The organism is Vallitalea okinawensis (assembly GCF_002964605.1).
In the GTDB taxonomy this organism is placed as follows: domain Bacteria; phylum Bacillota; class Clostridia; order Lachnospirales; family PQDH01; genus Vallitalea_A; species Vallitalea_A okinawensis.
On record NZ_PQDH01000002.1, the window covers coordinates 663,148 to 687,019 of the forward strand.

The following is a 23,872-nucleotide window of genomic DNA, read 5'->3' on the forward strand; positions in this document are numbered from 1 at the left end:
ATGCTCACCTCTTAATTGATTTGCTGCATATTAGAAATTAATGGGCTCAATGGGAACGTAAATGTCCACCTCATGTGTATGACTCTCATCGGTACTCGCATCATTACGATACACTTCAAATGGATAGTAGTTTCTTGGAACATAACCACTTCCTGTAATCCACTCCTGATACATGTAATTCCAAGCATCACCATACTGTTCCTGCTGAATCTTGAAATGTCCTACAGCATATAGACCGCCTTCTAATTTCATCATTCCAAGGACCCCATCTTCCTGAATCTGAATGTCTTTTGGAACTGTCAGACATATACTTGTACGAAACTGACTTTCCTCTCCAAATTCAGGATTGTCATGGTACATGGCAAGCAGCCAGTTTTGATCACCCACAAGAAAGTGTTGCTTTTTTGCTTGAGTAAATAATGTTTGCATAAGATTGACATACTCTTTCGCTAATGTCTCATAAGTACCTATATGTCTCACATAAACCATCTGTTTCTCATCTAAGTTTTCAATGGTGATCTGCCCAGTAACAGGAAATGGATTATTGGCCCACTCTTTCTTTACTGTATTCTTATTGTAATCACTTAATAAAAAAGAATCTTTGCAATTCTTGCTATATTCCTTCCGATATTCTCTTGGGCTGATGCCATAGTAATTCTTAAATGCCCGTGAAAATACTGCTGAATCTGAAAACCCAAGAGCATAGGCTATGTCCGTCATATTTTTATCTAACCTGTGTGCAAGTAGAAACAGCGTCTTCTCCATTCTAATCCTGTTCACATAATGAGCTAACGATTCATGTAGTATTCCCTGAAAAATTCTACTGAAATGATACTTTGAAAACCCGGCTACATTAGAAAGTTCATCTACTGACAAGGAACGCTCTAAATGGTGTTCAATATAGTCAATTACTTTATGAATTCTCCGTATATATTCATCTCGACATTTTTGATCTGACATTTAACTCCCTCCTGACCGTTTAACTTATACACATTTTATCTTCTTATTTCCATATGCGCAAGGTACAAAAGAGACTAACGCCACATTTAAACTGATGATAGGAAAAGGACCCTTATTCGAAAAGGTCCCAATCCTTACTGCATTTATTTAATTGTCATTTTTAGTGCTTGTCATACCATTCAATCATCTGCTTAGGCTGCTCAGAAAAATAGGTGTATCCGCGGAATCGTTGTGTCGTTCCTTCAATCCAAAACAGTTTCTTATCCTTCACAGGTATGGCATCATAGATTGCCTGAATATCACCGGGATAGGTTGCTGAATCATCTTTTACTTGAATGACGAAGGTTGGTATGCTGACTAACGCAGCATCTTTTATCGGAGAGGAATCCTCAGTTCTATATCCCCAAAGTTCACGATAAAATTTTTCAAAGAGCTCAGGTCCTTTTTTACCCATTCTCAGGGTTTTGCTTAAAGTCTTAACCAGTGCTTCTCCTGAAATAGGCTGAACAAGCATCATTGATTTAACATCTTCAAATTTCATAGGATGTTTTTTCATCGCAGCTAACGTAGCATTGCCACCCAGACACATGCTGTGAAGATGAATCTCCATACCTTTGGTGTCTTCTCTATTACGAATATAGTTAAGTGAACCGATTACATCTTTGTATTCAAAAAGCCCGGGATTATAACCACCGTTTTGAGCTGCTGCACTGAATCCGTGATTTCTTAAATCATAAGCTAATATATTATAACCTGCTTCATGAAGGGCTTTGTACTTAGGTAAAAAGTTTACCTCAAAACCACCTGCAGTTCTCCATGGACGAATGTGTCCTGCATATCCATAACGATTTCCAGGTGAGAAATGATTGCAGATAACTACTTTGTTAGATAACTTCTTTGCTGGAATATACCACCCTTCTAAGTTCACACCATCAAGAGCAGGGAAGAATACATCTTCATATTCCATCCCATTTTCGTCAGGCCGTCTAAGTACAGGTGAACGATTTGCTTTACCTACCATACCTACTATACGTTTCATTATTATATTTCTCATCATGATCTCCTCCATAAAAATAAACTTATTTATATCAATTTGAACCTTTGATTTACATGTATCTATAAAGGAAGTCTGAAAGCAGTTTAGGATTCTTCCCTATATAGTCATAAGCTGCTGCTCTGCTCTTTTCCTTATCTATCCAAACCATTTCCTTTTCAGTTTTCAAACTGTCATAGTATTTTTGAACAGAGGCTTAGTTAGCCCACGAATCATTTGTGTTTTGAATAACCATAATAGGGATATCATATTGTTCCTCCTTTCAACTGTATCTGCTCTGTATATATATTTATCATACATGACAACATGCCATATCAAAATAAATCAATTGCAGAAAGTCTTATACATTTTCAGTATTTTTTAGAATCAGCAAAATGTATAATCATTTAGCGAATAGGTATATGGGTTTAAAAAATCACTATGCTATAATAATTATAAACAGAATAAATGGTGTTAAAATAAAGAAAAGGAGTTGAGAATATGGATACGATCTTTTCCATAGATAATATAACGACGCTTCACGAAATCAGCGGCTACGAAAAACCAACACATCCCCTTGTCACCGTTATGGATGTCAGTAAAATAAAACCACAACGTGAAGTAAAAGACGCAAGAGTACGTTTAGGCTTTTACAGTATATCGATGAAATCTAATGTTGAATCTGGGATGAAATATGGCAGACAATATTATGATTTTCAAGAAGGCAGTCTGATTTTTATGGAACCGAATCAGGTGGCAACCTTTGATATTGCAGCTCCTGGAGAAGATGCAGAGGGATGGATACTATGCTTTCATCCTGAATTCATTCGTGGTAGCGGGTTGGCCAAAAAGATTGACAATTTCAGTTTCTTTTCTTACAGCGCTAACGAAGCACTTCATCTTTCTGATAAAGAAAAGAATACATTGACTAATATCGTAGAATCTATACAAGAGGAAATCACACAGAATATAGATCCCTATACAAAAAAGCTGATTCTAAACAGTTTAGAATTGATACTCAATTATAGTGACAGGTATTACGGTCGTCAATTTCTGACCAGAACGTCTAAAAACAAAGACATCATAACAGAATTTGAATCCTTGTTAAAAGAAAGAGTTAATTCTGAACACCTAGCGGATAAAGGGATTCCATCTGTTAAAGAACTGGCAATATCATTGGGATATTCCCCTTACTACCTTAGCGATCTTCTAAAAAAAGAGACCGGAAAAGGGACACAAGAATATATTCAGGAGTACTTATTGTCTAAGGCAAAAGATTTGTTGATCAGCACGAATAAGCCGGTCAATCAAATAGGATATCAATTGGGCTTTGAGTATCCTGCACATTTTTCGAAGTTTTTCAAGAATAAGACGGGCATGACACCAAGTAAATATAGAGCAGGTTAATTCAGGTATAAAAAAGAGGCATTGCGCCAGCATATCTTTTGCTAGTGCATCAGCCTCTATATATTATATAATTTATCTACGACGTCAATAACAACTTCTATTACTACAATATCTTTTCTTTCTACTGATTGGATTATGTACCAACCTACATTTCACTTCTGTAATCAGTAATACTCATTCCAGTCCAAACTCTGAACGCTCTAGATAATGACTTAGCATCAGAATAATTAATCAGAAATGCTATTTCATTTAAAGTCATATCCATTCTTAAATAATTTCTCACCATCAATTCTCTGGTATGATTCAGTTGCTCATTAAAGCTCGTATTTTCTTCTTTAAGTCTTCTCTGTAATGTTCGCTTGCTAACACCAAGTTCACGTGATATTTTATCAGCATCACTAATCCCTGCTGGTAAGAGTTCAAGCAAAGTTTTTCTAACTGTTGAAGAAAAACTTAGATCGACTTCTAATTCTCTTAGTCTCTGATTCAATTCACTCTCCAAATAATCCCACATTCGGTTGTTTTCAGTTATAAAAGGTCTCTTTAAGTCTTCTTTACTAAAAGCAATCTCATTACCCTTCTTACTTTTTATTGGACTTATTCCCAAATAATCTATTGCTTCGTCTGGATAATCATATTCACTTGCCACTTTGATAGGTAGCAAACTTTCAACTCCTGTTCCCTTTCTTATGATACTCAAAATACTAATATGAGCATGTACAAGCATCATTCTTGGTAATGAACTTCCATCGTCATATGCGTATGATATCTGCAGTCGATCAGGCCCTTCTACAACATTCATCCTAACCGGAGCAATGATTATTTTGAATTTAGCAATCCTTTCAATACACTTCATCCCATTCTCTGCACATAATCCAGCAAAAAACTCAGGATTAAAAGATGCAACTGTATCTACTTTAGAAATTGCAACAATGAATTGTTTATCCATATGTCGATCCATTGCATTAATGAATCCTTTATATTGATCTGCTGTCAATTGAAAGTTACTATTTTGCACAGCTCTTGGAGGAATTTCAGCTTCTCTTAGAAGAAGTTCTAAATTCACTCCAATCTGTTCAAAGGTTTTTGCGCTGCTTTCATCGAATTTCAAATTATAATACAAGTTCACCACTCCTATCCATTCAATGCAATCCAACAAGTTTGTATGTTTTGCTCACTAGTTCTTTAGCGACTTTCATATCTTTTGCATGCGGATTCGGCGTTGCTAAAGGCCAACCACCATCTTTACATTCCTTATCTCTATATAATACACTACTTTGACTAAAATACTCACCTGAATGTTTAACAGCTTGATCGGAAATCAAGCAATGTAATGATGTTTGTGCTGATTCCTCATTTGAGTCTGTCATTGATCGAATAAAGGGTGCCATAATTGGACTAATAATTCTCATAAAAACATTTTCTTTGCCAAAATTTGATCTAGCCCACCCAGGATGTACTGAAAAGGTAGAAACATTAGTCCCTTTTAATCTATTTGATAACTCTAGTGCATATAAAACATTAGCCACCTTAGCTTCTGAATATGCATTCATTGCATTGAATTCCCTTTTGTCATAGTTTAAATCATCTAAATGAACATAAGGTCTATTATCAGGTCTTCCGGCATGAACACATGAAGATAATAGAACAATTCTTGATGGCGCACTTTTTTTCAGTATATCTAGTAATGATTCAGTTAAGAGAAAATGTCCAAAATAACTCACTCCTATTGACATTTCAAAACCATCTTTAGTTCTGGTAACGTCTCTTCCCATTGATACCATACCAGCATTACAATCTAAGCCGTGTAATTGATCATAACGACTAAGAAAATTCTTAACAAATTCTCTAACTGAACTTAAGTCCGCAAGATCTAATCTCATAACATCAAAACTACCAGTTAAACTCTTAAATTCCTCAGCTACCTTTTGACCTGCTTTTACTCTTCTACACGCCATCACAACGTGAGCACCTTGTTTTATAAGTTGTCTAGTTGTTTCGAGTCCTACACCAGAATTAGCACCAGTTACAATATATGTTTTCCCAGACAAATCCTTATTTTCTGTCACATTATCAATCCATAATTTTCTTCTTGCCATTATTATACCTCCAAAATCACTAATTTTTAAGTCTATATTTCGACAACCATTCACTAACCGGTTTGTTATGATAGCTTAAGTGTATCAAATCTGGAAAGAAAGTATAACTCCAAATCATGCCAACATGTCGTCAAATGACGCCATTAACTTGAATTACGAATATTCATGATAATTCCTCATAAATTTACTCTAGATATGTAAAAAGTTCTGAATCGCATATTTAAATTTAGATTACATTTAGTCACTTAACTATGATATATTTAATTGATTTCGCCAATACTAAGTATATTATTTTCAATTTTAGTTACGTTTAGTTGATTAATTTATTTAAATATGATATAATTCTAATTAAAAAGGTGAATTATGAGTTTTGATAGAGCAAGAAGCAAAGAAAATAAAGAAATTAGATTTACAGAAATTAAAAATGCTGCATGTAAGCTTTTTGATACAATGGCATATAGCGACATAACACTATCAAAGATTAGCGCTGAAATTAATTTTACTAGGGCTAATTTATATAAGTACGTAAAATCAAAAGAAGAAATTTTTATATTAATTATGAAGGATGAGTATAATTCTTTAGTAAAGGATTTAAAAGAGAATTTGATGTTAGATCATCCACTAGACTCTAAGAGTTTTTGCAATTTATATGCAAACGTATGTGGCAAACACACTAGATTTCTAAAACTTCAAACTATTTTATCATCTATAATAGAAGAGAATACAAATATCGAAACACTAATAGAATATAAAAATGGTTTTGTAGATATAATCAAAGATTTTTATGATATATATAACTTCAATTTTAATGGACTAGATTCAGATGATATATTTAAAATAATGGATTATTCTAACTCACTTATGATTTCAAGACACATTGTATGTCATTCCAGCGAAAAACAACAATTAGCATTACAGGCATCTAAGTTTAATTTTCAAGTCCCAGACTTTGAAGAAACTTTATCTGAAGCAATGCAATATTTAATAAAAGGTATTAAGGTAAGCAAGTTATAAGTCAGTATTCGAGGTAAAGGTAAAGCGTATGGTGAATATTTTAGTAGTAGAAGATGAAGAAAATATCAGAAAATTACTTGAGATAAACTTAAGAAATGAAGGTTATAATGTTATACTAGCCGAAAATGGCAGGATTGCACTTGATATCATGGACGTAAAACATATAGATTTAATCGTTTTAGACATAGTTATGCCTGAAATGGATGGATTCGAGTTTACAAAAATACTACGCACTTGTAACTACACAACACCTATCTTAATGGCGACTGCTAAGCATTTTCCATCAGATAAGAAAAGAGGATTTATTCTAGGTACTGATGATTATATAACAAAACCAATAGACATAGAAGAAATGCTTCTTAGAATTAAAGCACTTTTGAGAAGGTCAATGATCTCTACAAAAAATATACTTACAATAGGAAATGTTACTCTTAACTATAATACTTTAGTTGTTACGAAAGATACTAGAGAATACAATGTTCCTCAGAAAGAATTTGAGCTCCTTTATAAATTATTATTATACCCTAACAAAATATTTACTAGACTGCAACTTATGGACGAAATATGGGGACTTGATACAACCAGTGAAGAAACAACGGTAAATGTTCATATTAACAGACTTAGAAAAAAATTCTCTGATTTTGAAGAATTCAAGATTGTATCTGTTAGAGGTCTTGGCTATAAGGGAGTTATAAATGAAAGCAAAAAAAATTAATAAGTATAAATTAACAATCTCACTCTTTTTAATAATAATAGTATCATTTATTGTAATTCAATCTTTAGTTACATTCATAACACAAAATGTGCTTGAAATAACAATAATAAAACAGCTCAAAAATGCTAATCCTAATATTCATACTATATTTAAAGTATTTAGTTTTGTAGCAGTAGGCATAGGGGTTTCTTTTTTTATTAGTACATTTATACTTAAACCTGTCCATGTAATAATTGAAGGAATACATAGAATAGGTGAAGGCGATTTTACTATAAGACTTGAAGAAACTGGTGTAAAAGATTTAAAGTCACTTGCTATAAGCATTAATAAGATGGCTAAAGAACTAGAAAACAAAGAAATTTTTAATACAGATTTTATTAATAATTTTTCTCACGAATTTAAGACTCCTATAGTTTCTATAAAAGGTTTTGCCGAAATTTTAAAAGAGAATAATTTAAGTGATGATGAAAGAAAAGAATATCTTAATATTATAATTAATCAATCAGATAGATTATCAAAACTAGCAACTAACGTTCTTGATTTATCAAAATTTGAAAGTGAAGAAATTCTAAAAGATTTAGAAACATTTAATCTTACCGAACAAATAACACAATCTATATTACTTTTTGAAAAACAACTTGATGATAAAAATATTGATCTAAATGTAGATATGGAAACCATTTATTTCACTGCTAATAAGGAGCATTTATCTCATATTTGGATTAACCTTATTGATAACGGAATAAAGTTCAGTCCTGTAAATGGAATAATAATTATTTCTCTTTATCAAGTGCATAGCTCTATAGTATTTACTATTTGTAATAAAAATAGTTATATAAAAAAAGAAGATATCCCTTATATTTTTGATAAATTTTATAAAAGCAAAAATAGTTCAAAAGGTAATGGCCTTGGTCTTTCTGTAGCTAAAAAGGTTGCGATGATATATGGTGGAAATATTACCTGTAATAGTAACGAAGAAAAAGGAACAGAGTTTAAGGTTATTATCTAGCCTTGCTCTGTTCTTCTTTTTATTTTTCAGATCGTCCAATCAATTCAATTAACACATATTCTGATATAGTGCCAAGCCTAATAGGTGTCCCCCATGTGCCTATTCCTGACGTTACCACAGAATTAAAATCACCTATAGTCTTCAGTCCATAAGAATTATTATATATGAGTCCTACTATTAAGTTGCCGGGGAATATTTGGTCATTATGAGTATGCCCTGATAACGCTAAATCCACGCCTTTATCTGCTAGTACATCTAATTCTAACGGCTGATGGTCTAATACAATTACAGGTTTTGATAAATCTATGTCTTTTATAAGATTATGAAAACTTTCTCTATTATTATCTATACTAATATCATTTCTTCCCACTAAATAAAACCAGTCATCTATAAGTACTGTTTCGTCATTTATAACATTTATGCCATTTTTCAATAAGTTATCAAGCACCATATCTTCATTTAATTCAGAGAACATATTATGAGGTGCTGTATCGTGGTTGCCATAAACATAATAAGTTCCGTATGTAGATTTAATATCCCCTAATATAATGCTAGTTTTTTCCATTTCTTCTTTTTTTGTACTATCATCAAAAATATCACCTACTAATAGTACAATATCTGGTTTCTGCTTCTCAATCTCTTTAGCATACTTTTCTATATTAATACTCGTTATTGATACACCTAAGTGAACGTCTGCTATCATAGCGATAGACAGTTTTTCGCCTTCTTCCATTTTATCAGTAGTAATACTGTATGATGTTTGTTTTACGTCATATGCAGTAAATACACCTACTAAAATAATTATTCCTGTCAACAAAATTCCTAATATTAAAGAAAAATCAGCAAGTTTAATACCTTTAAAGTATTTACCTAAACCATTAAATAATAAAGTAGAAAAAAACAAAATAATAAAGACAATTATGCCTGTAACTACGCCTCTAATCATAATACCTATAAGAGTAAATCCAGTGAAAATCATAACACTTTTTTTTATTTTACTATCTGTTAGTTTATACTCATTTTTATAAAATTTGTAAAAATATATTGCCATAAAAACCACTAAAATCATTAAAATTATAGCAAAGACTATAAACATTTTTTCTCCTCCAAAGAAATATCATCTCCTATATTTTCTCCAATCGATACATAGGTAATATTATCTAAAAGATTATCTTTTGGTCTGATAACTCCCTTTTCAAATAGAATTACAACTGCACTGCCACCTAATTTAAAACTAGATATAACATCACCTTTTTTTATTTGCTCATTTACCTTTATGTGTTTATTTATACTACTAACAAGCATAGATCCTATTTGCACAATTGCAACCTGTCCAAAGTTTTTTGTATCAGCTGTATATACACTTCTGTAGTTAGTACATAAGGTATTTTCCCAAAATTTAGATACAACTGAGTGTGTAGAGTGATAACCACCTTCTATTATTTTTTCTGACTTAATTACCATATCATCGAAACTGTAAAGTCTATGGCAATGGGATGTAGTAAGCCTAAAAACATATGCTAATCCATCATCAAATTTATCAGAACCACTATTTAATAATTTTTTTGCTGTAAAGCTTTCTCCTTTTATTTCTACATCTGTACTTATATTTCTTATATTGTTTATAACCGTAACATTGCCCTCGCAAGGGGAACAAAAGGAGGTGTTCTTACTCTTTAAATGTACGAAATCGTCACCTCTAGCAAAAAAATCATTAAAGGAATTATAATTTCTTTCCACTTTAACACCTCTTTTTTTAGCGAATGTATTAATATGTATCGTACTAAGTCTGCTATCAGCATACTTTTGTGCTATTTTCAAAACATTTTTTCTCATAATTGCCGTTAGTAAGTTTCTTGTTATAAAATTACTATAAAGATATTTTAAGATCTTTCCATCAACGTCTTTTTTCATATCTCTCTTCCTCTTAACGTTTTAATTTAAGTTTATACTCTAGACTATTATTCCAATCACCAAAAGTAAGAATATCATCTGCTAAAGACTTAAATATAAATTTCCCGCTGTACATATGTGTACCTTCAAGGGCACCACTTTTTAAAACAACTGTAAGATCAGAAATTAAATATGCCCTTCTTACTTCATAGCTACCTTCCAAAGCACCACCAAATTCATAAGAATCTACAATAAATTTTTCTCCATCAAAAGTCCATATTCTATCTTCAGCAGTGTAATCAATTATTCCATTGCTATCCTCATACGATATGAGCTTCCACTCGCCGATTATCTCATTATCTACCGCCTCTACACTTAATATTTCTATATGCCTTAATTCCGTATTATTTCGTGAAACATCTGTTTGAATTTCTGTACTTGCATAGAATGTTAGTATCAACATTATACATATAAATATTACATTTCTAATTTTCAGCATATTTTTACTCCTTATTTATAATATGAAAAATAGCGTAAAAAGTCCTAATGCAGATAAAATCAACATTTCTCTTAATCTTGGTTTTACAACCTTTATTGGCGATATAAAGGCTATTGCCACTAACAATAAAAGCGCTGTATAGCAACTAGGATTTTCTACTCCAAATACGCCATAAAACATTGGCAATATAAGAGCCATTGACGTTATTGGTAGCCCTTTGAAATATTTCCTGCCTGTGTTTGTAACAAGCGAATTATTTTCCACCATAATATTAAAGTAAGCCAACCTTATCAGCCCTGCTAGTACATAAATACTAGATACTATCATAAAATGAAAACTTTTACCAGTTATCTGAAAACAAATTATTGCAGGAAAAACACCAAAACAAATTAAATCACAAAGACTATCTATCTGCACACCAAAACGTTTCTCGTCATCAGTCCGCTTTCTTGTTGCGGCTATTTTCCCATCAAACATATCGCAAAATCCAGATAACATAAGGGCTATTAGAGCATATTTTAAATTACCATAAATAGCAAAATAGATTCCAACTATTGAAATGAATAAGCTAAAGTACGTAAGTATAACAGTGTAATTGTAAAATCCAACTAACATATTTTCCTCCTTTAAAAAATCGACTCTAAAAGTCCACAATACATTAATAAGCTCCAAGGTTTACCTATAGCAACCATTAGCAGAAATCTTTTATAAGACATTTTAGTAAGACCACCAATATAATACAAAGTATCATCTGGCATAAGAAGTAAAGATACTATGGCTAAAAAAGATAAATCAAAACTTTTCTTCTTATCTGTCCACTTAGTGCATTTATTATAATTATTTTCTCCAATTATATTAATAACAAATTTTTTACCATACCTCCTTGCTAAATAAAATGCTAGACTACTACTAAGTAAATTTCCTATATACAGCAAGATAAATGCATTAATAGGACCAAACATTGTAACTCCACCTACATACCCTATAAAAGTTGGAATAATTGGTACTAGTACTCTAATCACAACATATAGAGTAAAAATCATTGGTGCCAAAATTCCAAAACCCTCTATATAGTTAGTAAATGTATCACTGTTTTCAAAAGCCCCAGTATAAAAACCAATTATAATAACGGACATAGCATTAATCAAAAAAACTGAAATTACTATAAATCCAATCTTTTTGATTGTGTTTTCTTCTATTTGTGACATCATACATTTTACTCCCTAGATTAAATAATTTACGCTAGTAATCATAATACCAAAAATTAATAAAAATACACCGACTACTTTGTTCAGTTTAATAGGATTAAGCTTGTTAGCATATGCTGCAGCAATTTTTGCTCCAATAAATGCAGTTAAACAGCATACAAATAAATATAAAATATCATGCGGCATAATTATCATGTGACTTACTCCTCCTATTAACGCAGTAAATGTCATTATAAATACACTTGTACCGACTGCAGTTTTTACATCGTATTTTAAAACACTTGTTAAAATTATAAGTAATGCTATTCCACCTCCAGCACCAAGATAACCGCACATCGCACCACATAAAGCTCCACAAATAACGCACTTAATAGTTCTATTTTTATCTTCTGTGTCATTACTCTCAGTAACTAAAATAGGTCTCGCTAGAAATCTAGTTCCAAGAATTATTACTATTAAATTTGTCATGCTACCTAATATTTTTGTATCACTAAGTGATGAGATGTAGGAAAATATAAGTGTGAAAACCAATACTGAACCTAGTAAATACAAACTGTTCATTATGTCGATATTTTTATTTTTTCTATATGTCAATGCAGATGTCGCCGAAGCAAAAACATCAGAGAAAAGAGCCATTCCAATAGCAACATAAGGGTCAGTTCCTAAAAATGTAACAAGCAGTGGTACAACTATAGCAGCTGCCGATACACCTACAAGACCTGTTGCAATCCCTGCTAGACCTCCTGCTATAGATAATATTAAATAATCCATAATAATTCGTCCTTTATTGTGATTTGTTTTTTACACTGAAAGAATAACATAAGAAAATAAACTGAAAATAAACTTTACAAAGAAAAGTAATACTAATAACTATGTTTTTTTATTAAAATATACTGAATATAAGATAATAAAATATTAAAAATTGAATTTTTTTAGATAGATATGTATTTATTAATTGAATAATATATGCAACTAAATCCCCACAACAGACTAAAGAAACCATAAAAAAAGAACAAACAATAATGTGGTACATGCATCTATACCAGTAGTACCTTTGACTTTTTTCTTTATACTCCTTTAGCTCTAAAATAAAAGATTCATGTTAAAAACCCCGCAGCAAGCTACGGGGTTTAGACCTTTAGTTTTTTACAGATATACTGAGATTTTTACAATCAATTAGTTTATTATTACTCACACCTCAGTACCGTGAGGTATTTTCTGACCATTCTTCTTTTTTTGCATGCTTGCCAGCTCGCTATCTAGCCATAACTGTAATTCCTGGCTTATATCAAGTAATGATTCATCCAGAGCAAAACGGAATCCTTCACAACCTTTTTGACAGTTTCCGTGACCACTACCATTCTTTCTGTCACATCCATATCCTTTAGAGATCTTCTCCTGCAAATAATCTGGGAACTTCTCAGTTACATGGGTATATGTTGAGGTGTTTTTAGTCTTAAGGATGATACGGTAACCGTTATGTAAAGATGTCGAAAACCTCCATATTGCTTTGCCTTTATACGTGTAGATAAAATGAACGCATAAAAATCTTAGATCTACATTGCATTTCATTCCCGAATCCAAATAATGTTGATGTAATTTTAAGACGAATTCTTGCAAAGGTGCAGACAGTGGATAGACATAGTCTTTCAAAATAGAGGCGACTTCTGTTTCCTCGTTTTTCAACACTCTGTAATCGCATCGGAGTAAAATATCGTCATTTTTACGGGATGATAGCTCATTCTGGGCAATACCCAAAACCTTCCAACCTGTTAGCATAATCGGATAATCGGGATATGTAACTTCTACTGCCTCAATTTTTGATATATCAGGTTTTTTCATACTTAAGTCAATGCCATCAAAATTAATACCGCATTCAGTCAGAAATCGCATGCTTTTAATCATCTGCGGAACAGAAATTTTTGTAGTTGAATTTTTATTAAGAGATCTTTTAAGACTAAGTTTTTCCCAACCATTAACCAACAGTGAATCACCTGTCTCAGATAATATACCATGCTGACCTATGTTTAATAATATACTTCTAATGTTGTTCATGAATGGAAACTCCACTGTAAAAGTTGTTTCGTCTGAAAACTTTTTTTTGCCTTTTTTAGGTATGTCACATAAACTGTTGTCATCGATTAAGCAATCACAAAATCGATATAGGAAATCTCTGAAAGCAAGGACGCCGCTTCGTATGTCCTCTTCATCTGAAATGTTTCTAAACATAGATTTAATTGTATATGTTTCAGGAATATTGACTGGTATGAGTTGTTTCAAGAATTTTGCCATGTCCCCCATTGTTATTTCCATAAATAATTCTCCTTTTAAGTATGCGCCAGTAATAATCGCCGAATGGCATTGCCTCGCCAATATTAAATTCTTTCATTCTTCTCTCGTATAATAAGTTTATAGCTTAATAAATTAAGCCTGTACACCCTTTATTTTACAACTTTATTAATAAAATCAATTTCATACTTCTGTTCACCATATTTTTTTTCATTGTCAATGATGGTACCTTCTGTGAGGGTGATTCGCATAACGATAGAGTTGGGATTGTCCTCGTCGCCTACATATTCGAACCATCCGAAGACTTTTTTGAACATCGCTAAGATTTCCGCATTCTTCTCGTCCTTGACCCAACCGAGATTTTCAGCTATGCCCTGGGAAGCAAACCAATCCAACCCGCAGACAGAAACTTCGTTGTTCTTCTCAATTTGCAAGCTTTTATTTTTTGTTGCGTCCGTGGAAACATAAAATACACCGTCTTCATAATAAGCGCAAACCATACGGGCAGCAGGACGGGGATTACCGGCAGCGTTCGCAGATAATGATATTGTCGCAAGGGCAATAACTACTTCTTTACCGTTTCCGCAACGCTCTTCCATTAGTTTGATTGCATCGTCATATTTGCTCATTTTAAATTCCTCCAATATTATTTTTTTTCCTTTATAGTAAGTCAAGCTGTAGATTCTACATCTTTCCATACTAGGCAAAATTGCAAAAACAATGTGAGCTTCAAAACCTTGACACCTTTATTTACTTCAGTGATAAAGTGTCAACGTGCTTACATATCATCTTTCAGCTTTATAGGAAAATATCTTTGCATCTGTTTATAGCCAAGTCCCTTTTCTATGTCTTTATAAGCAATATCTCTTCCCTCTTCATATATATAAGGCATATTGAACATAACATTGCGGCCTTTGTCAAGCTCGAAATTTGTGTTTTCAATCCATCGGCCAACTTTTTCTTCCACTTTATGTATACTCTCGTTATCTTCGTCTATACTGACTGCCATAGCGTATATGCCGCCCGGAAAGTCGAATAATTTAAAAGGGCTTACATCCGCATTGGTGACACCATCTTTAACGGCACATATCCATTCAGCTTTGTCATTTTTAGTAATCAAAAAATCAACACAATCGAAAATCACACTCTTATACAAATGATAATACTGCCACAATTGATACATATATCCGCCTTCTTTGAACATTTCCCCCCACGGTTGGTCACCGCACGTTACCGCTTTGAATCCCGGTATCCTGACAACCATTATATCAGGAATTTTTTTATCTAATTTTTCAGTAACTTTAATCAAGCGGTTTATATTGGAGGGCTTGCCAATATAGTCAGTACTTATCAAATGTGTTTCAATCTCTTTAGCCTTGTTATACAGCAGTTTTATATCGGAGTTATCTGCAAAGTTCACTTGTTCGATTTCGTGTATAAAATCCAGCACGATTTCCTTCAACTCATGCAAAAGCGAAACCTCGTCGTCTATTTTTTGTACTTTTTTCCCCAGCACTTCTAGAACTACATCGGAACCAGAAGTATTGAAAACTCGTTGAATGTCTTTTATACTGATATTTAGCTTGCGTAAAATTAGTATTTGTTCAAGCCGCCTAATAGCGTTATTGTCGTACATTCTATATGCGTAGTCATCACTTCGGGTGCTAGACAGCAATCCCATGTCCTCATAATAACGCAGTGTACGGGCTGTTATGTCATATTTGCTTGACACTTCTTTGATTTTGATTAGGTTGTTCACCTGTCTCGACCCCTCTTCTAAATTATAATGATAAACTTAATATAAAGGCTTACCCAAAGGAAGAGTCAAGAGGGTAATGCTATTTTCTGCAAGATTATTAGATAGTGAACATCTCACATCCATTAAATAGTTCCCTTATATACAAGCTATTTCTTCTCTAACACCACAACTGTCTCCACATGCCTTGTTAGGGGCATAGGTACACGTCTGTTGCGTAAGTAGACAAATTATCTTCTTCAATTATACCAGATGACTAAGAGCATTTCACCATTAATTGTCAATGTATTGATATTTTCTTTATCAAACATAATGGCTACGTTCTTTTTCTTTAATAAACATACATATTTCAAAGTATTCCTAGCAAATCTAGATATTATCTTTGTGATAATCATATCTATTTTGCCATCAAGGGCATCGTTAAACATTCTTTGAGAAAATCCCATACACAATCGCTGCAATCAGATAGGTATGGTCTTATCAAGACCAACAGCGATACTTGACATGCAAACCATTACACTGTATTATATAACTTAAGTTATATAATACAGTGTAATGTAAAGGATGATTGGTATGCCACCAAAAACGAAATTTGATAAAAATGCTATTGTAGATGCAGCTTTAGAGATCGCTAAAGAAAAGGGCTTTTCCGGAATCACTGCCCGCAACGTGGCGAATCAGCTTCACTCTTCCGTTGCTCCTATCTATGTCAATTTTTCTACTATAGAAGATTTGGTAGAGGCTGTGGTTCAGCGAGTTTTTGCCATATCGGAAGAACTGCTTGCAAAACAAAAGGGACAAAGTCTGTTTGAAAACATTGGGAAAGCCAGCTTGGCTTTTGCCCGAAAGTATCCGGTATTATTTCGGGAATTGTCGATACAGCCAAATCCATATATGGCTTCGTATGAAACAGTAGAGAATTCTATGATTGAGTCCCTTGCAGAAGATGAGGCTATGCAGGGTTGGACTCTTGAGGAACGTAAGAGGTTGTTGTTAAAAATGCGGGTATTTCAAATGGGTCTGTCGGTCATGATCGCCAATGGTCATGTGCCCTCATGGCTGGATAATCAAGAATTTGACGAGTTGCTTATGGAAGTGGGAAATGACATATTGATAGCGCAACAATTAAAACGAAAGGAGCATTCGTAATGAAAAAGATAGTTATTATTGGTGGAGGAGTGGCTGGATTAAGTGCAGGTATTTTTGCCCAAAAAAATGGCTTTGACAGCATTATTCTTGAGAAACACCATACTTTAGGTGGAGAGTGTACGGGCTGGGATCGTCAGGGTTATCACATCGATGGCTGTATACATTGGTTAGTAGGCACAAAGGATGGAACTCCAATCAAAAAGCTTTGGGAAACTGTAGGTGCTTTGGATGGAGTGGATATTTATGACCCCGAGAGCTTTATGGCTATAGAACACGACGGCGTTACTGTACACTTCTATCGTGATATTGATAGAATCAAGTCAAGCTGGCTGGAGATATCGCCGGAAGATAAAGATGCCATAGAGGAGTTATGCAAGGACATTCAGCATTTGCAATCCTTTTCCCTTCCAGTTGAAAAACCAATGGATATGATGAATATCATTGCAAAGATAAAGCATCTCCTATCAATGAAGGATGTTGGGTTGGTCATGCAAAAATATGACAAGATCAGTGTACAGGAACTTTCCAAAAAATTCAAACACCCAGCATTGAGAGAAGCCATAGCTTCTTTTATGCCTGAAGGAGATTATAGTGCTTCCTCAGTTATTTTTCCTCTTGGTACCTTTACCGGGGGGCAGTCTTCCATTCCTAAAGGAGGTTCTAAGGCCCTAGCCATGCGCATGGTGGAAAGATATCTCTCTCTTGGTGGAACCATTAAACCCTCCTGTGAAGTGGTGGATTTAGATATCGAGAAAGATGCAGTACGGCGTATCAAATGTAAAAGTGGAAAATCCTTTGAAGCCGATTATGTTATTGCGGCCTGTGATGCCCAAGTACTATATGAGCGGTTGCTAAAGGGACAATATCCAGATCCAGAGTTTCAGAAAAGGTACAATAATTTTCAACACTATCCTTTGGCCTCAAACATCTATATTGGAATTGGGTATGAGGGTATAATGGAAGATATTCCTCGTACCCTTAAATTCCCTGTTGAGTCACTGTGTATCAATCAAAACCAGAAGCCAGTAGAACATCTGCAAATGACCCATTATGATTACGAGCCAGACTTTGCTCCGAAGGATCATACCGTGATAACCTTCGCCATTAATCAATTCCAGCCGGAATTAGATGAGTGGGAAGCTTTGGTAAAAGACAGGGAAGCTTACTCCCGGGAGAAAGTTCGAATAGGCGAAGCAGTAATTCAGGCAATGGAAACTCGTTTCCCATACATGAAAGGAAAGCTCAAATTACTTGATGTGGCCACCCCACAAACCTACGAACGATATTGCAACGCCTACCGCGGTGCCTTCATGGGTTTTTGGCCTACCATTCCCGGAAAGCCATTGGTTCATAACGGTCACATAAAAGGTTTAAATAACATAGTCTTAAGCGGGCAGTGGCTACAACCACCAGGTGGACTCCCCGTAGCGCTGATTACTGGAAAAGACACAATCATGCGGCTTTGCAAGAAACTAAAAAAACCGTTTATAGGTGTTTAAAGTTACTAAACACTTACAACCCTAGATTCATCAAACTGAATCTAGGGCATTTTGCTATCTAAATTTACATAAACAACGCTCAAAATCTACTGCTAATAGACGTATTCCTACGTACCATCTTCATCAACCTTACCTATGGCCTCTCAAGGGCTTGGTGGGATACATATAGCCGAAGTTGCTTATCTTTTATCCTTATTGTTCTTATTAATAAATGCTCTCTCGATTGTATCAAGCAAGTCCACTGACTTAGATATCTTTTATTATGATGTAAAGAGACTCTAATTGATGAACCCTACTATTCTATCAACCAAAAACTCTGGCAACTCCAGTGGGATTATATGTGCAGACTTAACTTGCTCCTCTTTATAATTATTTATTTTGTCTTTAAAAACTTTACTTGAATTATATACATCTTCATAATCAAAAGATCCAACTAAATGATAAACTTCGTTATCTATTTCGTTTAATTGTACATTAACAGGTGGATTGATAAAATCTGGCATTTTATAGTTAGCACCATTTAAAAGATTCTGCTTAGTTATATTTTTAAACAAATCAAGCTTATCTGAAGAAATATCTTTATTACTTCTCTTTTCTCCCACTAGCCAAGTTTTAGTCCATATTCTGGCTGCTTCTTCCACATTTCCTGAATATAACTCAGATTGAAATTCCTTTATACGTACAACCTTGTTTTCATCTTCATTTACTCCAAACAATCCAGTTGAAATAATAAATAATTTATCTACTTTTTCAGGATATTGAATTACGTATTCTAGTGCTGTGTGACCCCCTGCGGAAAGACCAATTAGATTCACTTTAATTAACCCAAGTTCATCAATTAAATAATTCAAATCCTCGAACAAACTATAATTTGAGTTATCCTGTTCCGTTTTACCAGTATATCTAAAGTCAAACTGTATAACCTTATATTTCTTCGATAAACTCTCTTCCACATTGTTCCATATTCTTAAATCTGCAAATGCTGGATTCAATAATATAATGGGTTTCCCTTCTCCCATAATTTTATAGTGTAATTTCAAACCTTTTTTCTCTAAAAATAAACTTTTTTTATTATTCATAATACCTCTCCTTATTTTTTTAATCCTCATTATTCTAGAATAAAAAATAGGACATCTAGTATGTCCTATTTATATATATTATTCATTTTTCTTATCATTTTTTTTACATCAATCATGAGTGACTCAGGTTCTATAACCTCCACTTGATTCCCAAAAGATAGAATCATTGATAGTAGCCACGCATCATTTCTAAGAAATGTAGTTACAGTAATATATTCCTCATTTAATATGCTTATCTCATCATCACTAAAAATATCTACTACCTTCGGATATGATCTATTAGTGAATTTTAGAATTTTTTTCTCACTATCATTACTTCTCATTTTTTTATTGTCAAATTCATTATAATCCTTCTCAATAAAATGTTGTTTTGTGATTTCTAATCCAACGATTCTATTGACTTTAAAAACTCGAAACTCATTCCTATTTAGACAATAGGCATTTAAATACCACCTACCACTCTTCATTTTTAAGCCATAAGGTTCTATTTGTCTTTTTGATGATATTCCTTCTATATTACAATACTCAATGTTAAGTAATAATTTATTCTTAATTGCATCAGATAAAGTTTTTACTTTTAGTGAAACAGATTCATCATGATTCCATGGAGATAAATCAATTTTCATTGGAACTCTATCATTATTCGGCTCAGAGTTTAATGCATACTCAAATTTCTCCCATAATACTTCTAATTGCTTATTATCATAGATATTTCTTAATCCATCTAAAATAGAATTTAAGACGCCTACTTCAAAACTTGATAAAAGTTTTGTATCAAATTTATATGAATCTAGTATTCCGTATCCACCTCTCATCCCTTTTTCAGAGAAAACGGGTATTCCAGCCATATTCAATGTTTCTATGTCTCTTTGAATTGTTTTAATTGAAACTTCATTCTTATCAGCTAAATCTTTTGCTGATACAAGATCATTATTTAGTAAAGTTGTTAAAATAGATAATAATCTATATACTTTCATAACTCCTCCTTTTACTCCTACATAAGTTTTAAAGAACTTATGTTAATTGATTACTATTATTAATAAAATACAATGTAAAATCTAATTATTCATCACTGTGATACGGTTCACTCTATATAATCCTAAGTTAATTGTATCATATACAATAAAATCGTCGCTACGTTTCTGTACATTGTTTTTTTGCAGAGCAACCTTTTTGACTTGCTACAGCTATCACTTCACTCTTCTTCATATCTCCCTTCGGTCGATTTTGATGTTTTTTCTCCTATACCAAAAGAGATAGGTATCTGATTTTAAATCAAATCCTATCTCTTTTGCTCTCTCTCATATAGTCCTTCGAATCAGAGGTACTGTATGTTGACATGTCTATATTTAGTTAAGTGAGCACTACAATGATAATTTCAAGCTCTCCAATGGGCACTTTATTCTTAAAATCACACCCATCATTTATAAACTTAAAATCCTATGAATCCCTTGTAAACACAGCTATTTCGCTGATACCATGTATTCCATCAGGCTTTTTTACAGTACAGTCCACCACTAATCGTAAACCTGTTTTTTTAAAAAAGTTACTGAATAAGGATTTCTAATACCTGACTCATCAACTTTTCCAATGATTACTTTGTCGATAACATTCTCAAATATTTCTCTATCAAACATTTCTAGTACCATCAATATTTAATTCTACAAGTTTACTTAACTTATTTTCTAATCTATACCCAATTTATTGATAATACTAGCATTATATGCAGCGCTAAATAGGAACGCCTACAAGTTATATTTGCTAAGAACCAGATTAGGAATGTTATGTAACCAGAAAAATAGATAAAAGTAATTTTTATGAGAGGTGATAGAATGAGTATAAATGATAGAATTGACCATACAATACTTAATGCAGATGCCATAAGAGATGAAATAATAGAGTACTGTGATGATGCAAAAAATTGTCTATAAAGGAATCAACCTTATCCATTGTCAAGTCATACTCTTTTTCTTTTCATCAAGTAACTTTATTATCAAAAGGGCTCTGCTATCGCTTTCTTCAATCACCGCAGATGGAATATTTGAATCTTCACTATGGATACTTATTTCTAATGTAACTGTATGCAGCAAAATCGTAGTATATAATTTATTGTTAGTCAAATAAATTTCTTGTTAACTCTTCTTGACATTCATTATTTTAGATGCTATGTTAGACTGAAATAGCTAAATATTATTAGGAAATACTCTAGAATATGCCAAACATATGTTAAGGAGAAGAATATGAAAATAGACCGTATGCTGACAATCATTGTTATATTACTTAATAGAAGTCGAATATCGGCAAAAGAACTTGCGGAAAAGTTTGGAGTTTCAGTTCGAACGGTTTACAGGGACATTGAAGCTATTAATATGGCTGGTATTCCAATTATATCATACCCTGGGAATAATGGTGGTTTTGGTATTATGGAGAATTATAAATTAAACCATCAGTTGCTGACACTAAACAATTTGTGTTCCATAATTTCAGCACTTAAAGGTATTAACTCAACTCTTGAGGATGTTGAGCTTGAATCATCCATAGAAAAACTGCGAAATCTTATTCCACAGGATAAAACGCATCATCTTAACCTGCATATGGAGCAAATCATAATTGGTACGGAGCCATGGGTATACTCCTCAAAGCAGAAACAGCTGGTCAAAAACATCCGGAATGCTATCACTCAATCACAATTGATTACAATTATATATAGAAACTATGCAAACGAAACAAGTAAAAGGCAGATAGAACCAATGTCATTAATCTTTAAAGGTTATACATGGTACCTTTTTGGCTATTGTCACTTAAAAACAGAATTCAGGGTATTCAGGATTTCACGCATTATTGACTTGCAGATTGAAGATGTACTATTTAAGCGTAGAGAAAAGTCATATCAAGAAATTGAAGAAGCATCAAAGAAGCAGGTCTCTTTGACCAGCATTACATTAAAATTCGTACCTCAGGTGAGGACTCGAGTTGAAGATATTTTTGACAAAGAAAATATTGAAATTCTAAACACAGGTGAACTGATTGTGACTGCACAATTTCCAGAGAAGGAATGGTATTACTCATTGATCTTCAGTTTTGGCGAACACGTTGAAGTGTTAGGTCCTGAAAGGGTACGCCGAGCTGTTGCATCTAGAATAAAATCGATGCATGAAAAATATCAATAAAACTATATTTTCAAACCTGACATATTGGTGTCACACCACTATACTATAATGCTGATTGTAACCGTTTTTTTATTGCAGTTAGTATAGGAGGTAATATAATGATTAATAAAACTGTTTTTCCCGAGCCTACCCTTATTTCAGTCAACGGTGTAGAACTCGAAGTTTTTGAAGCAGGCCGACAAAATGTTGGAAAACCTATTGTACTTTGTCACGGTTGGCCAGAACATGCTTTTTCTTGGCGCTATCAGGTGCCCGTACTTGTCGAAGCAGGCTACCATGTCATCGTCCCAAACCAACGGGGTTATGGCAACTCATCCAGTCCGACTGATGTAACCGAATATGACATTGAACACTTGTCGGGTGATCTCATCGCACTTCTCGATCACTTCGGATACGAAGATGCTATCTTTGTCGGTCATGATTGGGGTGCATTTGTCGTTTGGGGACTGACCTTATTGCATCCAAACCGTGTAAATAAAGTGATAAACCTGAGCTTACCTTACCAAGAGCGAGGAGAAAGACCCTGGATCGAGTTCATGGAAGAAATATTAGGCGGCGACTACTATTTTGTCCACTTCAATCGACAGACAGGCGTCGCAGACGCTGTATTCAAAGAAAATACATCCCAGTTTCTTCGCAACTTGTACCGAAAGAATGAGCCATTAAGAGAGCCTCAGCCGGGTATGGCGTTGATCAATCTCGCCAGAGAAGAAACACCTTTCGGTGAACCCATAATGAGTGACAGCGAACTGGCCGTTTTTGTTTCTGCTTTCGAATCATCAGGGTTCACCGGGAGTATAAATTGGTATAGAAACCTTGATCGCAACTGGCACTTATTGGCGGACGTGAACCCTATCATCCAACAACCCACACTGATGATCTATGGTGCCCGGGATGGGATCCCGAAATCTGAAAAATTAACAGAGTTCGTGCCCAATGTTGAAGTGGTAAATCTAGATTGTGGTCATTGGATCCAGCAAGAAAAGCCAGTAGAAACAAACCAAGCCATTTTAAAATGGTTGAAACAATGGGAGATGTAATTTTTTCAACAACCGAGAAAAGTTTAACTATTGGCTAGAAGAACATCAAGATG

23 protein-coding genes and 1 pseudogene are annotated in these 23,872 nt (G+C 33.6%); 8 read left to right on the plus strand and 16 right to left on the minus strand.

Features of this window, described 5'->3' with window-relative positions:
* Positions 1-30: 30 nt before the first annotated feature.
* Positions 31-960, minus strand: coding sequence for an AraC family transcriptional regulator (locus C1Y58_RS07990; protein ID WP_105615488.1), 930 nt, complete (start codon positions 958-960; stop codon positions 31-33).
* 160 nt (positions 961-1,120) lie between these two features.
* Positions 1,121-2,014, minus strand: a complete 894-nt coding sequence (locus C1Y58_RS07995) for an alpha/beta hydrolase family protein (RefSeq protein ID WP_207655727.1) — start codon at positions 2,012-2,014, stop codon at positions 1,121-1,123.
* A gap of 480 nt (positions 2,015-2,494) precedes the next feature.
* Here C1Y58_RS07995 and C1Y58_RS08000 point away from each other — a divergent pair, with 480 nt between their 5' ends.
* Positions 2,495-3,400, plus strand: coding sequence for a helix-turn-helix domain-containing protein (locus C1Y58_RS08000; protein ID WP_105615490.1), 906 nt, complete (start codon positions 2,495-2,497; stop codon positions 3,398-3,400).
* Positions 3,401-3,545: 145 nt separating this feature from the next.
* Here C1Y58_RS08000 and C1Y58_RS08005 read toward each other — a convergent pair whose 3' ends face one another.
* Both C1Y58_RS08005 and C1Y58_RS08010 read right to left on the minus strand, forming a co-directional pair.
* A complete protein-coding gene (locus C1Y58_RS08005; RefSeq protein WP_170311551.1) occupies positions 3,546-4,523 on the minus strand; it encodes an AraC family transcriptional regulator in 978 nt (325 codons plus the stop codon).
* A gap of 19 nt (positions 4,524-4,542) precedes the next feature.
* On the minus strand, positions 4,543-5,499 hold the full coding sequence (locus C1Y58_RS08010; protein ID WP_105615492.1) for an SDR family oxidoreductase: 957 nt from the start codon (positions 5,497-5,499) through the stop codon (positions 4,543-4,545).
* A gap of 363 nt (positions 5,500-5,862) precedes the next feature.
* Here C1Y58_RS08010 and C1Y58_RS08015 point away from each other — a divergent pair, with 363 nt between their 5' ends.
* Genes C1Y58_RS08015 through C1Y58_RS08025 form a run of 3 tightly spaced genes read left to right on the plus strand, consistent with a single transcriptional unit; the run spans position 5,863 to position 8,237 of the window.
* Entirely contained in the window at positions 5,863-6,513 is a 651-nt protein-coding gene (locus tag C1Y58_RS08015) for a TetR/AcrR family transcriptional regulator (protein WP_105615493.1), read from the plus strand.
* Between the two features lie 28 nt (positions 6,514-6,541).
* Positions 6,542-7,228, plus strand: a complete 687-nt coding sequence (locus C1Y58_RS08020) for a response regulator transcription factor (RefSeq protein ID WP_105615494.1) — start codon at positions 6,542-6,544, stop codon at positions 7,226-7,228.
* Positions 7,209-8,237 carry a sensor histidine kinase gene (locus C1Y58_RS08025; protein WP_105615495.1) on the plus strand — a complete coding sequence of 343 codons (1,029 nt, stop codon included), beginning with the start codon at positions 7,209-7,211 and terminating at the stop codon, positions 8,235-8,237. Before C1Y58_RS08020 ends, C1Y58_RS08025 begins: the two co-directional genes overlap by 20 nt.
* Before the next feature lie 19 nt (positions 8,238-8,256).
* On the opposite strand, the gene C1Y58_RS08030 is transcribed toward C1Y58_RS08025, so the two are convergent.
* From C1Y58_RS08030 to C1Y58_RS08075, 10 genes and pseudogenes are all read right to left on the minus strand, one after another.
* Positions 8,257-9,333: a metallophosphoesterase gene (locus C1Y58_RS08030; RefSeq protein WP_105615496.1), complete on the minus strand. Its 1,077-nt coding sequence runs from the start codon at positions 9,331-9,333 to the stop codon at positions 8,257-8,259.
* Complete coding sequence (locus C1Y58_RS08035) at positions 9,324-10,151, minus strand: phosphatidylserine decarboxylase (RefSeq protein WP_105615497.1); 828 nt, start codon at positions 10,149-10,151, stop codon at positions 9,324-9,326. Before C1Y58_RS08035 ends, C1Y58_RS08030 begins: the two co-directional genes overlap by 10 nt.
* Positions 10,152-10,164: 13 nt before the next feature.
* Positions 10,165-10,629: a hypothetical protein gene (locus C1Y58_RS08040; RefSeq protein WP_105615498.1), complete on the minus strand. Its 465-nt coding sequence runs from the start codon at positions 10,627-10,629 to the stop codon at positions 10,165-10,167.
* Between the two features lie 15 nt (positions 10,630-10,644).
* On the minus strand, positions 10,645-11,244 hold the full coding sequence (locus C1Y58_RS08045) for a CDP-alcohol phosphatidyltransferase family protein (protein WP_105615499.1): 600 nt from the start codon (positions 11,242-11,244) through the stop codon (positions 10,645-10,647).
* Between the two features lie 11 nt (positions 11,245-11,255).
* Complete coding sequence (locus C1Y58_RS08050) at positions 11,256-11,840, minus strand: TVP38/TMEM64 family protein (protein ID WP_105615500.1); 585 nt, start codon at positions 11,838-11,840, stop codon at positions 11,256-11,258.
* 12 nt (positions 11,841-11,852) lie between these two features.
* Positions 11,853-12,608, minus strand: coding sequence for a sulfite exporter TauE/SafE family protein (locus C1Y58_RS08055; protein ID WP_105615501.1), 756 nt, complete (start codon positions 12,606-12,608; stop codon positions 11,853-11,855).
* Between the two features lie 420 nt (positions 12,609-13,028).
* Positions 13,029-14,150: a hypothetical protein gene (locus C1Y58_RS08060; protein WP_105615502.1), complete on the minus strand. Its 1,122-nt coding sequence runs from the start codon at positions 14,148-14,150 to the stop codon at positions 13,029-13,031.
* Positions 14,151-14,278: 128 nt separating this feature from the next.
* Positions 14,279-14,755, minus strand: a complete 477-nt coding sequence (locus C1Y58_RS08065; protein WP_105615503.1) for a pyridoxamine 5'-phosphate oxidase family protein — start codon at positions 14,753-14,755, stop codon at positions 14,279-14,281.
* 149 nt (positions 14,756-14,904) lie between these two features.
* Positions 14,905-15,885 (minus strand): helix-turn-helix domain-containing protein, encoded by a 981-nt coding sequence (locus C1Y58_RS08070; protein ID WP_105615504.1) that lies wholly within the window; start codon positions 15,883-15,885, stop codon positions 14,905-14,907.
* A gap of 248 nt (positions 15,886-16,133) precedes the next feature.
* A pseudogene (locus tag C1Y58_RS08075) lies at positions 16,134-16,316 on the minus strand (recombinase family protein); the annotation flags it as partial.
* A gap of 139 nt (positions 16,317-16,455) precedes the next feature.
* Between C1Y58_RS08075 and C1Y58_RS08080 the strand changes: the two are divergent.
* Together C1Y58_RS08080 and C1Y58_RS08085 are read left to right on the plus strand one after the other, a co-directional pair.
* Positions 16,456-17,031: a TetR/AcrR family transcriptional regulator gene (locus C1Y58_RS08080; RefSeq protein ID WP_105615505.1), complete on the plus strand. Its 576-nt coding sequence runs from the start codon at positions 16,456-16,458 to the stop codon at positions 17,029-17,031.
* Positions 17,031-18,530 (plus strand): phytoene desaturase family protein, encoded by a 1,500-nt coding sequence (locus C1Y58_RS08085; protein ID WP_105615506.1) that lies wholly within the window; start codon positions 17,031-17,033, stop codon positions 18,528-18,530. The genes C1Y58_RS08080 and C1Y58_RS08085 overlap by 1 nt, the downstream gene beginning before the upstream one ends.
* Before the next feature lie 278 nt (positions 18,531-18,808).
* On the opposite strand, the gene C1Y58_RS08090 is transcribed toward C1Y58_RS08085, so the two are convergent.
* Both C1Y58_RS08090 and C1Y58_RS08095 read right to left on the minus strand, forming a co-directional pair.
* On the minus strand, positions 18,809-19,609 hold the full coding sequence (locus tag C1Y58_RS08090) for an alpha/beta hydrolase (protein WP_157950015.1): 801 nt from the start codon (positions 19,607-19,609) through the stop codon (positions 18,809-18,811).
* 65 nt (positions 19,610-19,674) lie between these two features.
* Positions 19,675-20,586: a helix-turn-helix transcriptional regulator gene (locus C1Y58_RS08095; protein WP_105615508.1), complete on the minus strand. Its 912-nt coding sequence runs from the start codon at positions 20,584-20,586 to the stop codon at positions 19,675-19,677.
* A gap of 1,233 nt (positions 20,587-21,819) precedes the next feature.
* Here C1Y58_RS08095 and C1Y58_RS08100 point away from each other — a divergent pair.
* Positions 21,820-22,779 carry a helix-turn-helix transcriptional regulator gene (locus C1Y58_RS08100; protein ID WP_278286086.1) on the plus strand — a complete coding sequence of 320 codons (960 nt, stop codon included), beginning with the start codon at positions 21,820-21,822 and terminating at the stop codon, positions 22,777-22,779.
* A gap of 98 nt (positions 22,780-22,877) precedes the next feature.
* On the plus strand, positions 22,878-23,819 hold the full coding sequence (locus C1Y58_RS08105) for an alpha/beta fold hydrolase (protein ID WP_105615510.1): 942 nt from the start codon (positions 22,878-22,880) through the stop codon (positions 23,817-23,819).
* The last annotated feature ends 53 nt before the right edge of the window (positions 23,820-23,872 follow it).

Bases quoted from the DNA above. Each gene is read 5' to 3' on its own strand.
- C1Y58_RS08060 (WP_105615502.1), bottom strand. From the start codon at position 14,150: ATGGAAATAACAATGGGGGACATGGCAAAATTCTTGAAACAACTCATA.
- C1Y58_RS08055 (WP_105615501.1), bottom strand. From the start codon at position 12,608: ATGGATTATTTAATATTATCTATAGCAGGAGGTCTAGCAGGGATTGCA.
- C1Y58_RS08015 (WP_105615493.1), top strand. From the start codon at position 5,863: ATGAGTTTTGATAGAGCAAGAAGCAAAGAAAATAAAGAAATTAGATTT.
- C1Y58_RS08010 (WP_105615492.1), bottom strand. From the start codon at position 5,499: ATGGCAAGAAGAAAATTATGGATTGATAATGTGACAGAAAATAAGGAT.
- C1Y58_RS08000 (WP_105615490.1), top strand. From the start codon at position 2,495: ATGGATACGATCTTTTCCATAGATAATATAACGACGCTTCACGAAATC.
- C1Y58_RS08085 (WP_105615506.1), top strand. From the start codon at position 17,031: ATGAAAAAGATAGTTATTATTGGTGGAGGAGTGGCTGGATTAAGTGCA.
- C1Y58_RS08045 (WP_105615499.1), bottom strand. From the start codon at position 11,244: ATGTTAGTTGGATTTTACAATTACACTGTTATACTTACGTACTTTAGC.
- C1Y58_RS08105 (WP_105615510.1), top strand. From the start codon at position 22,878: ATGATTAATAAAACTGTTTTTCCCGAGCCTACCCTTATTTCAGTCAAC.
- C1Y58_RS08080 (WP_105615505.1), top strand. From the start codon at position 16,456: ATGCCACCAAAAACGAAATTTGATAAAAATGCTATTGTAGATGCAGCT.
- C1Y58_RS08050 (WP_105615500.1), bottom strand. From the start codon at position 11,840: ATGATGTCACAAATAGAAGAAAACACAATCAAAAAGATTGGATTTATA.
- C1Y58_RS08035 (WP_105615497.1), bottom strand. From the start codon at position 10,151: ATGAAAAAAGACGTTGATGGAAAGATCTTAAAATATCTTTATAGTAAT.
- C1Y58_RS08065 (WP_105615503.1), bottom strand. From the start codon at position 14,755: ATGAGCAAATATGACGATGCAATCAAACTAATGGAAGAGCGTTGCGGA.
- C1Y58_RS08030 (WP_105615496.1), bottom strand. From the start codon at position 9,333: ATGTTTATAGTCTTTGCTATAATTTTAATGATTTTAGTGGTTTTTATG.
- C1Y58_RS08025 (WP_105615495.1), top strand. From the start codon at position 7,209: ATGAAAGCAAAAAAAATTAATAAGTATAAATTAACAATCTCACTCTTT.
- C1Y58_RS07995 (WP_207655727.1), bottom strand. From the start codon at position 2,014: ATGAGAAATATAATAATGAAACGTATAGTAGGTATGGTAGGTAAAGCA.
- C1Y58_RS08040 (WP_105615498.1), bottom strand. From the start codon at position 10,629: ATGCTGAAAATTAGAAATGTAATATTTATATGTATAATGTTGATACTA.
- C1Y58_RS07990 (WP_105615488.1), bottom strand. From the start codon at position 960: ATGTCAGATCAAAAATGTCGAGATGAATATATACGGAGAATTCATAAA.
- C1Y58_RS08020 (WP_105615494.1), top strand. From the start codon at position 6,542: ATGGTGAATATTTTAGTAGTAGAAGATGAAGAAAATATCAGAAAATTA.
- C1Y58_RS08095 (WP_105615508.1), bottom strand. From the start codon at position 20,586: ATGAAAGTATATAGATTATTATCTATTTTAACAACTTTACTAAATAAT.
- C1Y58_RS08090 (WP_157950015.1), bottom strand. From the start codon at position 19,609: ATGAATAATAAAAAAAGTTTATTTTTAGAGAAAAAAGGTTTGAAATTA.